Source organism: Empedobacter sp. UBA7611 (assembly GCF_002484365.1).
GTDB lineage: Bacteria > Bacteroidota > Bacteroidia > Flavobacteriales > Weeksellaceae > Empedobacter > Empedobacter falsenii_B.
This window is the reverse complement of sequence record NZ_DLJR01000067.1, coordinates 1,366-14,750: the sequence shown is the minus strand read 5'-3', so window position 1 is coordinate 14,750 and position 13,385 is coordinate 1,366. Positions and strand designations below refer to the sequence as shown.

6 protein-coding genes and 3 pseudogenes are annotated in these 13,385 nt (G+C 31.1%); 2 read left to right on the top strand and 7 right to left on the bottom strand.

The window, feature by feature from the left end; translation table 11 throughout:
- Positions 1 to 391: 391 nt before the first annotated feature.
- The 4 genes and pseudogenes from B3R94_RS11725 to nhaA all read right to left on the bottom strand — a co-directional run bounded on the left by B3R94_RS11725 (position 392) and on the right by nhaA (position 3,735).
- Positions 392 to 1,669: a DUF389 domain-containing protein gene (locus B3R94_RS11725; RefSeq protein ID WP_291100966.1), complete on the bottom strand. Its 1,278-nt coding sequence runs from the start codon at positions 1,667 to 1,669 to the stop codon at positions 392 to 394.
- Between the two features lie 143 nt (positions 1,670 to 1,812).
- A pseudogene (locus B3R94_RS14285) lies at positions 1,813 to 2,350 on the bottom strand (IS481 family transposase); the annotation flags it as partial.
- Between the two features lie 3 nt (positions 2,351 to 2,353).
- Positions 2,354 to 2,449, bottom strand: a pseudogene (locus B3R94_RS14280) (hypothetical protein); the annotation flags it as partial.
- Between the two features lie 116 nt (positions 2,450 to 2,565).
- The gene (gene nhaA, locus B3R94_RS11715; RefSeq protein WP_038337095.1) at positions 2,566 to 3,735 is read right to left on the bottom strand and encodes a Na+/H+ antiporter NhaA; all 1,170 of its coding nucleotides are present in this window, start codon (positions 3,733 to 3,735) and stop codon (positions 2,566 to 2,568) included.
- A 449-nt stretch (positions 3,736 to 4,184) separates the two neighbouring features.
- Between nhaA and B3R94_RS11710 the strand changes: the two are divergent.
- Together B3R94_RS11710 and B3R94_RS11705 are read left to right on the top strand one after the other, a co-directional pair.
- Positions 4,185 to 5,630, top strand: a pseudogene (locus B3R94_RS11710) (DoxX family protein).
- A 72-nt stretch (positions 5,631 to 5,702) separates the two neighbouring features.
- Positions 5,703 to 5,990 (top strand): DUF6520 family protein, encoded by a 288-nt coding sequence (locus B3R94_RS11705; protein WP_291064666.1) that lies wholly within the window; start codon positions 5,703 to 5,705, stop codon positions 5,988 to 5,990.
- A gap of 48 nt (positions 5,991 to 6,038) precedes the next feature.
- Here B3R94_RS11705 and B3R94_RS11700 read toward each other — a convergent pair whose 3' ends face one another.
- From B3R94_RS11700 to B3R94_RS11690, 3 genes are all read right to left on the bottom strand, one after another.
- Positions 6,039 to 8,564, bottom strand: a complete 2,526-nt coding sequence (locus tag B3R94_RS11700) for a prolyl oligopeptidase family serine peptidase (protein ID WP_291100956.1) — start codon at positions 8,562 to 8,564, stop codon at positions 6,039 to 6,041.
- 63 nt (positions 8,565 to 8,627) lie between these two features.
- Positions 8,628 to 9,935 (bottom strand): RagB/SusD family nutrient uptake outer membrane protein, encoded by a 1,308-nt coding sequence (locus B3R94_RS11695; protein WP_236688236.1) that lies wholly within the window; start codon positions 9,933 to 9,935, stop codon positions 8,628 to 8,630.
- 91 nt (positions 9,936 to 10,026) lie between these two features.
- The gene (locus B3R94_RS11690) at positions 10,027 to 13,005 is read right to left on the bottom strand and encodes a SusC/RagA family TonB-linked outer membrane protein (RefSeq protein WP_291100951.1); all 2,979 of its coding nucleotides are present in this window, start codon (positions 13,003 to 13,005) and stop codon (positions 10,027 to 10,029) included.
- Positions 13,006 to 13,385 lie beyond the last annotated feature (380 nt).

Sequence of the window (13,385 nt, the reverse complement as noted above, 5' to 3'; positions counted from 1 at the left end):
AGTAATCAAAAAACTCTTGGCCGTAAACCTCTCAACTAAAAATATTCTCATTTTCATAAAATGAAAACTCTATGGTAAACTATTGATTACTCTTTTGTAAATCTTCTAATTTCTATACCTCTATGTGGTTAAAATAAATACAATCACATTGTAGATTCTGCCCATTTCAATTACACAACTATCATTTTGAGTGGAATTCTGAAAGAATTTTGTATCGAGAAAAAAGGTTTTGACGTAATTCAAAATAAGAATAAACATTAAAAAAATTTAACTTAAGAATTCGTATTATTATATCGTTCAGCAAAATAGGATTATCAGATTATAAATAACCTTATTATATAAAATATTGTAACATCTTCTAAATCTGATTTTTAGAATCGAAAAATAAATATTATTCTTTAATCAATGCTAAATTATCACTCTTTAATTTTATTTTCAACCAGTTATGCAATAGATTTTCATCAATTTCTTGTTCTGAATGATATATCACTATTGGTTTTGCTTTTAAACTATCACTATAATGTTGAATAACCCCAAAATAAACATAACGTATTGAAGGAAACAAGGATTTTATTTCACGTTCAGTAGTAGCATCTCCAATTTTTTTTTGTTCTATTTGTGTTTTTAATTGTTGTATTTGTAAATCTTTTTCTGTTACGTTTAGCTGATTTTTATTTATTTCACTTAATATTTCTTGTTTTAAATCACTATTATTTTGTCGAACAACTAAAGTTGTATTCTCTAAACCAAAATCCGCTAGCTTATTATTAAATTCTTTTATTTGTAAACTATCATATTTCTCTGTTAAAAATGCAAGTTCAATACGTTTTGGATTTGATCTAAAGTTTACATTTTTATAAATAATAGTTTTACCTTTCAACTGAAACTCTTTTTGGATAAATGTATTTACGTTTTGTGTATATCTTTTTTCTTGTAATAGATTATAGGCTAGATAGAAACTAGGTAAAATTAATAAAGACATCAAAACAGTTATAGTTAGTCGTACTTTTTTGTCTAGTGCAGGGTTTTGGGTTTGTATTGGCTTATATTTCAAATATTTCAATACCAAAAATGTAGATAAGGCAATAAAAAAACAATTTATACTATATAAATATAATGCACCCGCTAAAAACTTAAAGTTGAGAGTTGCTAAACCAAAACCTGCTGTACACAATGGTGGCATTAATGCAGTAGCTATTGCTACCCCTGGTATTGGGTTACCTTTCTCAATTCTTGTTATTGATATAGCTCCTACGACACCTCCAAAAAAAGCAATTAGGACATCATAAATTGTAGGCGATGTTCTGGCTAATATTTCTGACTCTACTTCTTTAAATGGGCTTAAATAAAAATATAAACACGAAACTACCAATCCAGCTAATGTTGCAATAAACAAATTCTTAGTAGATCGCTTTAATAGGGTAAAATCATAAGTTGCTAATGCAAATCCAGAACCTACAATTGGTCCCATTAAAGGTGAAATTAACATAGCTCCTATAATAACTGCTGTTGAATTAACATTTAAACCTATTGAAGCTATCAAAATAGCACATGCTAAAATCCATAAATTTGCTCCTTTAAATGAGATATTACTTTGTACATCCTCTTTGACCTTATTCTTATCTTCTTCTCCAATATGTAGATTGAGCAATTTGTATATTCTATTCATAGACATTTTATTGATATTAATTGTCGTACTTCATCACTACGTAGGCATTAAATATAATTATTTTAGTTTTGATTTTAGTATTTAATAAGGTGTTTTTACTTTAAATGAACATAAAGTCTATTTAGATTATAAAATTTTTCTCATTCCCCTAATTTTTGATTTAGATCGGGATCATTAGTATAGCTTAAAAGTTGATAGAACTCTTTTTTTATCAGTTAAATGAGATGGTTCAATTTTTCCATTTAACCAAGGTCTTCCTACTTTTATAAACCGGTGTCTCATTCTTAAATCTTAAACATACCAATGAAATTTTGATTGAAATTCATGTCCGTTATCTGTTTGAATTGTATTAATTCTGAAAGGAAATTTATCTACAACATAATTTATGAAATCAATTGAACTTAATTGATTGTGCTTTTCATAGATTTTAAGCGCTCTAATTCGTGTAGCATCATCAATTGCTGTATATTGAAATCGCTTGATTTTATGGCCATTTGCATCTTGAAAAATTAGAAATTTAGCATCATCCTGTACATGATGACCTAGTGTTTCTTTTTCATATCGAATACTATGCATAGCTCTTCTAGTTACCTTTCTGTCTAATCGACCTACATTATTGCGTTTTAGAATACGATAAACACTTGATTCTGATATTAAAATATCATGATAACGTTCTAAATACAATTTAATTCGCCAAGTCCCTAATCTATGTTCTTTTCGAAGTTCTAATACTTTATTTACAATTTCTTGCTTGATTTGATTGGGAAATGTACGAGGTATTGTTTTTTTTCTAAGTAAACCTTCTTCTCCATGTTCATCATATGCCTTTTTCCATTTATAACTACATTTTGTTATCTGATCAAATAATCGAGAATTAAAAATTCGAGTAAGTATTATTAATTTATTTTACTACTTTTTCTCAAAATCAAGTAGCCTAATACTCCAGCAATTAAAGATGTTAATAAAACGGCTAATTTAGCTTCATCAATTAATATTTCACTATTAAATGATAAATTAGATATAAATATAGACATCGTAAAACCGATACCAGCTAATAATCCTACACCTAAAATATGGTTTAAATTACTCCCTTCTGGTAACTGACCAATGCCAAATCTTGAGCAAATAATGGAACTTAATACAATACCTATTGGTTTACCAACTAATAAACCTAATAAAATACCTAATCCTAAAGGAGAGCTTAATCCTTCAAGCATCTCGTTATAAATAGTTATATTAGTATTAGCAAATGCAAAAATTGGAATAATAATAAAGTTTACAGGCTTTACTAAGGCATGTTCTAATCGTTCTAATGGCGATTCTTGATCAGTATTATTTGTTGGTAAAGTCATTGCTACTAATACACCTGCTATTGTAGCATGTATACCCGAATGATGTACAAAATACCATATAAATATTCCTGGAATCAAATATAAATAAGGATTCTCAACGTTTAATCTATTCATTAACACTAATACTCCTAGGCCTACACCCGCATACATTAAATACACTAAGTCTATACCTGATGAATAAAATAAAGCTATCACTAAAATAGCTATCAGATCATCCACTATAGCTAATGCAGCCAAAAAAATCTTTAAACTTATCGGAATCCTTTTGTCTAACAATGATATAACTGCTAATGCAAATGCAATATCTGTAGCCATAGGAATTCCCCATCCACCTGAAGTATCCAAACCTATATTAAAATATATATATATTAACGCAGGCACTATCGCACCACCCATTGCTGCTAAAATAGGAAGAATAGCTTTTTTAGGTGATGATAGTTCACCTTCTACAATTTCTCTTTTTATTTCTAGACCTACAAGTAAGAAAAAAATAGCCATTAATCCATCATTAATCCACATGCTTGTACTATACTTTAAATGAATCCAACTATTTTCGACTCCAAATTCATAAGATAATACACTTTTTAATGTGTCACTTAAAGATGAATTAGCTATAATTAAAGAAATCAGTACGCATAAAAAAAGGAGGAAACCTCCAAAATTACTCGACTTAATAAATTCTTTGAATATTTTTAAATTGATAGAACTAGCCATAATTTAACTTTTATTATTTTAGAGCAAGATAATAAAAAATATGCAACTTCATAAATTGGCTTTCATTGGGTAAAATATCGTCATCTCATACTAACATTTCTGGCAATAAAAAAGTTATATTCTAAAAACAACTAAACCTTAACATAATTTCTAAAGCAATTCATCAATAAATCCCCATTTTGAGTGGAATTCTAAAAGAATTTTGTATCGAGAAAAAGGTTTTCAAATAATCTGGTTAAAATAAGACTACCTTATATAGAACAATTCTAAAACTCATCAAAAATGAGAGGTTTTTCAAAAAAATGAGTTCTATTTTTAAAAAATGAGTAGAATTAACAAAAATTGGTCTGTTTTTTCTAAAAATAGGTATTGACTTGCTCAATAACTTCTCTGAACTTTGTATAGCATTAACCGTTAACCCTTTACCGTTAACCGTAAAACACAAAAACATGAGAAAATTAATACCTATTATACAAACACTCATCTGCTACCTTTTTATTGTTTTATTTGTCTATGCAGCAGTCAGTAAGCTTATCGATTTTGAGACTTTTCAAACGCAATTGGGACAATCACCCTTATTAGCTAGTTATGCGATTCCTATTTCGTATGGAATTATTGCTATAGAACTTGTAACAGCAATCTTTTTGATGTTTGAACGGTTCCGAGCATTCGCTTTATAGATTTCACTTTTCTTAATGGTGATGTTCACGACCTATATTGTCATTATTCTACATTTCACGGCATTTACTCCTTGTTCATGTGGTGGTGTTTTAGAAAAATTGGGATGGACAGAACATCTCATTTTTAATGGTGTATTTGTAGGATTGGCTTTAATTGGCGTTAGAATAACAAACATCTCTCAAACATGGAGAGGTTATGTAATTCAACAATTCTTTCTTATTTTAATTGGAATTGTTAGTGTAACCATTTTATATGGTTTATCAGAAAAGAAATCTCAGTATAACAATGCGTTTACGCGTAAATACATTCCGCATTTAGTCGAAAAAAAAACAACTGTTGATTTAAAAGCAACTGGTTATTATATCGCAGGAATTGACAGTTGTTATCTCTATTTAGCCAATACAGAAACACCATTATTTCTTAAAAGATATGATTATCTCGCTAATCAAATGAAGGATATAAAACTAGAAATTGAGCAATATAACCTGCCTTATAAAAGAGTGATTGCTTATGTACAAATACCTTATTTTTACTTAGGAGACGGTTCGGTTGGCATTTTATTTCGAGGTAAAATTGATGATTGGAAAGCAAAGACTATTTCTAAAGGAGAGGTGTATTATAATCAATTTGTAGTCGCAGATTCTTCTAAGTTTGGAATAGCAACTTATAGTACAAAAGTAAAAGCTAATGTATTGGGATTGTTATCAGAGCATCAACTTCAGCTTAACTATAACAGTCTAGAAAAAAAACTTGACGGTACATTTGAGTCAGACGGTTCATTACTATGGAATCCCCAATTGAAAAAGTTTATCTACGTCTATTACTACAAAAATCAGTACCTCGAATTTGATGCTGAGTTAGCTGAAATGAATACGGGAAGTACCATTGATACTATTTCTAAAGTTCAGATCGATGTAGGCTATTATAAAAAAACAAAGCAATATAAGCTAGGTCCACAAACCTTACTTGTAAACAAATTAGCCTCGACTTATGGTAACCAACTCTATATATCGACTGATCGACTGGGCAAATTCGAACAAAAAATAGAAGGAGCAAGTAGCATAGATCAATATGATTTGGTGAACAAAACCTATACCCATAGCTTTTACCTCTACCATTCACCCAAAAAGCAACTCAGAAATTTTAGCATTTACAAAAACAGAATATTTGCGATTGTAGATCATGAACTTTATATCTATAACAAAAGAAAATAAATCGTTGCGCAACGCAGGGGATGACCGAAAACCTGTACAAAAGAGTAAGTCACCACATTAAAATTATACAAGATGAAAACAAATTTTCTAAAAAAAGCGCTACCTATTGGGGTAGGAATGATGGCTGTTGCTTTTGCATTTGCCACTGAAAGTAAAACTTCTCAAAACAATGAAGAAGAAGTATTAATGACAGGATATATTTACAATTCTGCTACGAATCATTGTGATGAAGTAAAGGTTGATTGTAATTTAACGGGGAGCATACCATGTACTATTGGTGAAATTGGAAATGAACAAGATGTTTTTGAATTGAGAGATTCTTCAGAAACATCTTGTACAACTCCTTTATATCGTCAATAAATATTTAAGTTTAATTTAAATAGGAACGGAGCATCATGCTCCGTTCTTTTATTTTAAATACGTATCAAACCAATTTAAAATTGAGTTAGATAGAAAAACTTGATTTTGTTTTTTTGTTAAAGTATGTTCTTCATCATCAAACAATAACATTTTTCCTTCTTTTCCTAATCGATTCATAGCCATAAATAAATAAGTACTTTGATTAGCATTTATATTGGTGTCTTTTTTTCCTGTCCAAAGTAATAAAGGTGTTTTTAGTTTTTCGACATGATACAGAGGCGAGTTTCTGAAATATTGATCTTTTATTTTGTAAAAACTATCTCCCATACGGAACTGAAAACTTTCTAATCGCCACAATTGATTAGTGGAAAATGAAACACTAATATCATGGTAAAAACTAACTAAATCAGTCACAGCAGCCCCAGCAATAGCGGTTCTAAACAATTTTGACTGTGTAGCAATAAAGGCTGTTTCATATCCACCAAATGAATGTCCAATTAAACCAATTCTTTTTTGATCAATTGTCGACAGTTCTACTGCTTTTTTTACGGCATTTTCTACACTTACCAAAGCAGAAATACCTGGGTTACCAATTTCATATTCTATATCAGGTAACAAAACAAAGTACCCTTTTGTAATGTAATTAAGAATATTAAATCCATCTTTGGAGTATAATGTAGGAATAACAAAATCATTTACTTTTTTCGATATATTTTCATAAACGTACACAACCATAGGATATGTTTTAGTTGAATCGTACTGAGAAGGATATAATAGAGCTCCATTCATCACGTTTCCATTTATAGATGTATAGTTTATATTTTTAGAAAAACCTAAGTCGTATTCACTTAGCTTAGAGTTACTTTGGTAAACAAGACGCGTTGTATGATTAGGGGAAAGTTCATGAATTGAAGGTGATTCATTGTATTTTGCTTTTCTATAATACAATTTATTTTTGTTGCTATCACTGTAAATTTGATTGATTTCGGCATCCGTACTAAAAAAATGTATCACTTTTCCCTTTTTTAAAATCGCTATTCCATGTGACTGATCATCTTTATGGTGTTTAATAATCAGTGGTTTATTCATGTCAATACGACGATTTGATGAGTTCGTTAAATTAATAGATGCCAAACGATTATACTCTTCTTTTTGTTCTCCAAAGGTGATTTGCTTTACTTCATTTTTATCTATACTAAATTGCCACAAATCATAGGTTGACGTTAGTAGAATAGATTTACCATCCTCTGACCAATAGGGCTGATCAAAAGGTGGTTTGTCAGTATCTGCTTTAGTTCTATCATAAAAATCTTGAAAAAGAACTGTTGTTAGTTTCTTATACGTTTGCTTTTTTACATCATACAAATTCCAATGGTTCATTTTAAAATAAGCAATGTACTCCCCATTTGGAGAAACGGAAATAAAATTAGGATTGGTATACAGACTATCAATTATTTTATATGACTTTTTTGATTGATAATCATTTAAATAAACATCTGCAATCTCAAAATATCTATACTGTGGTTCGTATTGTTTTCTATCAAATGTCAAAGCAAAAGGGACATGATTTTCAAGAGAAAATTGTTTTCCTTTTATTTCCATAACAGTATTGTGCTCATCTACAGACCAAATTAATCGTTTATACGCATCCTGTATTTTTATTCTTTTATCTTTGAGGTAATCCCACGTATCATTGGTAGACCACTTTTCAATTCCTTTTAAAGAATCTTCGGTACTTTTTTCATTTAGTTGAAATTCAATATACTTTCCATCCGCTAATACACGAACAGATTCATCAAAAAAGTAATGAGAAGGATTTATTTTCAACCAATCTTCTACATTGATGAAATTCAGCCTTTTTGTTTGGAATGCATAACGAACTATTTTTCTCTTTTCATTTTCTTTTTCAAGAAATGAAAAATAATACCCATTTTTACTCCAATTATTTAGAGGAGATCGATCATTAAAAATGAATGTACCTGTATCACTTGATAGCTGATCAATAGCCTCTAATTTTGAGCTATAAAAACCAACTGTTTTTTCATCCTTAGAAAGAATTGCCAATGTCGATGAAGCAGGGCTCCAACTAAAGTTGGAAACATCATGCTTTGTAACGAAATTTTCTGTCTTGGTATCGAATAACGTTAAAATATCATCAGCTGATAAGTAAGCAAGCTGTTGATTTGTTGCGTCAAATTCTACTTTTCGAATTGGTTTATTCAATACAAGAAAGCATTTCGAATTTCTTAAATCGATTATTTCAAGTTTGCTTTCACTTAAAAGGATTGCAAAATGTTCGTTATTAGAAAATAAACTCTTTTTTGTATTTTCTCTTTCTATAATTTTAGAAGTAGAAGAATGAATTAATCGAATGATATTTTTACCTAAAAATGATTCAGAGGTTTCAATCCAATTCCCGTTAGTGCTAATGTTATTAATTGTAGTATTAGTAGACCATATACTGTCTAAATCGTGTGTATATGTTTTCTTATTTATCTCTTGACCAAAGACGTTGTAGGTCGAGAGAACAAATCCCAATAGGATGAGGAATATTATTTTACTTATTTTTTCCATGGGTACTAATTCTGTTGTTTGTATGAATGCCTTTTTATGATGTTGTATTTGTAGTACAAACTCTTAATAGCCTTGGTTTTGTGGTAATAGATTTGGATTAATTAAAAGTTCAGCTTCTGGTATAGGTAATAATACATCTGTTGCTTTCCAATTGGGTTTTATGGGACTTAAAACTTGATCTGCCAATTTCCATCGTTTCAAATCAAACCAACGATGACCATGTTCTGTAAATAATTCATGTTGGCGTTCCGTTACAATTGCTTCAAAAATATCTTGAGAAGATGAAGTTGTGATAGGTGTTAACCCAGCCCTTTTTCGAATACTATTTATATCCTCTTTTGCTCCATTCAAGTTGCCTAATCTCAATCGTGCTTCAGCTCGAATTAAAATCTGTTCAGCAAGTCTAAAAACTATGGTATATTCTTTACTTGTTGTTGTCGCATACTTTTCTTTATACTTAAAGGGCATTACCCAATTTTTCCCATTAGTAGTAATTTGTTTTGTCCATTGTTGTTTTCTCAAATCAGTTGGCTCAAAAGATTCAAATAGTTGAGGGGATAAAGATGCATTAGGAGGAGGACCAGCCTCAAAAATGTATATACCACCTTCATTAGAATTTCCACCTTCAGCTTTAGCTTTTAATTGGAATAGTGTAGAACGACTTTCTTTCAAAAACTCTTTATTTAACTCATTCTCTAATTGAAATTTACCTGAATTAATAAGTTCAGACGACTCAATTTCAGCTTTTTCCCATTGCTCTTGGTAGATGTATAGACGTGCTAATAATGCAGTAATGATATATTTGTTCGCCCTAAGATTGCTTGTAACCGATGTAAGCTCACCTAATTGTTGTTTAGATTCAATAAGATCTTCTTCAATTTTAAGAAGTACATTTTGATGACTTGTTTTTGAACTTTTCTGATTAATGGTATAATCTGTTGTGGTAATAAATGGAATATCTCCAAATAAGTTAGTTAAATAAAAGGATGCTAACGAACGGATAAATAGTGCCTCAGCTTTGTATTGTTTCTTTTGCTCTTTTGTCAATCCATTTGATTTTTCTACACCTTCTATTACCGCATTGCATTCGTATATTACTTTATAAGAATTTGTCCAAATCCCTTTTACACCGTCATTTGTTGGGATAATTTGATGTCTGTAAAATAAGTCCGTACCGCTATTAGCAGTAGCATAACTATCTAACTCGTCTGAGTAAATTCCCATGTAAAAACCAGCACTAGATAAATTTCCAGCTATTAAGCTGTTATCACGTAATAATGCATATAAAGTAGTTACAGCGGCTTGTGCCGTTTGGTTTGTTTCAAATACATCTGTTTGGTTCAATTGCCCTTTTGGAGAATCTAATTCCACAAAATTCTCACAACTTATTATTGTATTTCCTATTAGGAAAACGAATAAAGAATAGCTTACTATGTTTTGATATTTTTTCATAATTGTGTCATTAAAAATTAGCTTTAAATCCTATCGAAATTCTTCTCAAAGAAGGTAGATACCCAGTATTTTGTTCCGGATCACCATATTTATACTTACTCCATGTCCATAGGTTCTGACCTTGCGCATAAATCACATATTGATTGGACTGATTTTTACTTAGAGGAAGTTTATAAGACAATGAAACATTTTTCAATCGAATAAAAGACGTATCGGTTACCATTGCATCGCTACTATTGTAATTAGAATAGGCAATACTAGCTGCTTGATTTGCTCCGCTCGAGTAATTTTGTAAATTCCCATTTACCACAGAAAAAGGCTGATTACTCATTGTACCTGGCATAGCATAGCTATAGAATTCATTAAATCCTTTTTTCTTAACGAATTGGAAAAAGAGCTCGACATTAAAGTTTTCATACGAAACAGAATTAGAGAATCCACCATAAAAAGAAGGATCTAATGATACAACTTGTTGTTTATCTTCTATGGCAGTTATCTTTCCATCACCATTATAATCTGTAAACTCATACAAACCAGTAGTTGGATTAATCCCTTGCAGATGATACATTTTCTTAGTGTTCAATGATTTTCCAATCACATACATATTTGCATAGGAGGTGTTTTCTAAACCTTCAAATGCCACCAATCTATTTTTAGGAATAGTAAGATTAAAAGAAGTAGACCAGTTGAATTTAGCAGATTTTATAGGAACAACCTGCAAATCCATTTCCCAACCTTTATTTTCTACAACCGCATTCAAATTCGCTTGTATAGAGGTAAACCCCGTTATAGTGGGCAAGCTATAGCCAACCAATTGGTTACTTGATCGGTTTTGATAATAATTCAGCGTTAGGTTAATTCTATTTTTTAGAAATGCTGTTTCTAAAGCAAATTCCAACTTTTTATTTTTCTCCCACGAAAAATCAGGATTATACAAACGTGCTGTTGTCAATAGTATATTTCCATCATATCCATTTTGACTGATGTTATAAGTATTTAGGTATTGATAATCTCCAATTTGATCATTTCCTGTTACCCCATAGCTTCCTCTCAATTTCCCAAAACTTAACCATGATACGTCACGTAGAAAACTTTCTTTCGAAAAAAGCCAAGCAGCACCAACTGCACCAAAATTTGCAAACCGATGATTAGGACCAAATCGGCTCGATCCATCTCGTCGTCCCGTCAAGTTAACGAAGTATTTTTCGTGTAGATTATAATTTACTCTTCCATACAAAGCAGCATATTTATATTGCTCTTCAGTATCTTTATATATCGTCACGTTTTTAGCCGCGCTTAATACATTCATTAACTGGTTGTCTGTAAAACCATTTGCCATAATTACCAACTTAGTTGTTGTTTGGCTATTCAAAGTCCCACCAACTAATACGCTTAGTTTACTCGAAGCAGTTAAATTAAAATTAGCATCCAATTGGGGTTCTATTAACCACCCTTCATGATGACCAGAATTTTTTGTCATGTTAGATTGTTGACTTGTAGCACCAAAAGAAGGATTGCGAATAGTATGTGGATTAAGTTGACTATCATCTAAATCTGATCGATTGTATCCTACATTAGATCGTAAAACAATATTATCTATCAACTGATAACTTGTATTCAGATTTGTATTTAGATTACGTGTATTATTGCGGTAACTGGCATTGAGTGCCGCAAGTGGGTTTGTCCAAGTATTGTTTTCCCAATTTAAGCTACCATCTTCATTAAACAACCGTGGAGCATTTGGAACAAGCGTTCTTGCAATTCTTGTCAAATCTTGTGTAGGCAAATAGTTTTTATCCTGTCCATAATTAGTAGTCCATTGCAGTTTTAGTTTGTTATTCGCTGTTTTATGGTTTAATGTCGAAAAAAAGCTCAATTTATTGTAAGCATAATTCCCATAGAAAACAGAAGACTCTTTCATTATATTAGCACCTATCATAAAATTAGTTTGCTCATTTCCACCATTAATAGAGGTACGAATGTTGTGATTGAAAGCTGTATTCCCAATAAGTAGTTTTTGCCAATCCGTATATCTGGTCATATCCCATGTTCCATTTATGTCATAGGCTGTCGTAGGGTATTTCGTTACACCATCATTTGCAAAGGCTTGTTTCCTTATTTCTAGATGTTGTTCTGTATTAAGTAGTTTAGGAAGCTTTGTTGCATTAATAACAGTGGTAGAAGCATCTATAGAAATACTTGTTTTTGTCGCTTTTCCTTTCTTTGTAGTAATCAATAGCACACCATTGGCTCCCCGTGATCCATAAATAGCAGTAGCATCAGCATCTTTCAAAACTTCGATAGATTCGATAGATTGTGGATCAATATAATTTAAAGGATTTATAGACGAATTTATAAATAGGACTCCGCTTGTAGATTTATCTCCCATCGAATTGGTGTCAAATGGAACACCATCTACTATAAATAGAGGATTATTCCCTGCAGCAATACTATTCTGTCCTCTAATCTTCACCTCATATCCTCCTCCAGCCACTCCAGAAGTTGGTGTAATCTCTAAACCAGGGACACGACCTTGCAAAGCATCTAAAATAGAATTCACGGGCTGATTTTCGATTTCCTTTGCGGTAACACGAGTAATAGACCCTGTTCGTTCTTTGTCCTTTACAGCATAGTATCCTGCATTTATCACCACATCTTTTAGCTGAATCCCGTCGTCCTCTTTTGTGAAATTTACATTGATCACACTTCTATTCAATACCTCTTCTTCTCGAATAGGGAAATCCAATTGCTCAAAAATTAGCTTAGCATCATCATGTTGTAAAGTCAACGAATACTGTCCATTTACATCGGTAAAAGTGGAATTATCGGTACCCTCCTCTTTTACTATTACGCCCACCAGTGGGACTTGAAGTTCTTTTACCGTTCCAGTCACGGTTTTTCCTGTTTGTGCCAACATAGGTGCTGCACAAAACAATCCCAATAGCACACTTAATATATGCCTATTTAGTTTAAAGTAAAATTTTTTCATAATTTTACATAAGTTTTTTAATTAAACAATAGTTTTAAAATTCACTCCTTTTCCTGTACATCGCGCCAACTTTGTTTTGGGGAAAGGAGGTTTTGTTTTTTTATTTCAAATTTGTTCTTTATTTTCATTTTTTGCTCATCCAAAAAACGAAACAAAAAAAGATGCCGACAGTAGTCTCTCAATGATTCAACTAACTAAATTATCTCCATAAAGTTGGCAACTCGCTTCACTCAGACACTCCAACTTTTTTATTCCAATAATTTAGAGTTGAATTGCCTTTCAATCCTAAATCGTCGGATTTTTTTAATTCCTATTTAATCATTCAAATCCATTTATAACAATGAATTTAGAAACCGTCATTGCTGAAAAGTCGAGCGTCA

Coding starts and splice junctions, on each gene's coding strand:
- B3R94_RS11725 (WP_291100966.1), bottom strand. CDS start 1,669: ATGAATAGAATATACAAATTGCTCAATCTACATATTGGAGAAGAAGAT.
- nhaA (WP_038337095.1), bottom strand. CDS start 3,735: ATGGCTAGTTCTATCAATTTAAAAATATTCAAAGAATTTATTAAGTCG.
- B3R94_RS11705 (WP_291064666.1), top strand. CDS start 5,703: ATGAAAACAAATTTTCTAAAAAAAGCGCTACCTATTGGGGTAGGAATG.
- B3R94_RS11700 (WP_291100956.1), bottom strand. CDS start 8,564: ATGGAAAAAATAAGTAAAATAATATTCCTCATCCTATTGGGATTTGTT.
- B3R94_RS11690 (WP_291100951.1), bottom strand. CDS start 13,005: ATGAAAAAATTTTACTTTAAACTAAATAGGCATATATTAAGTGTGCTA.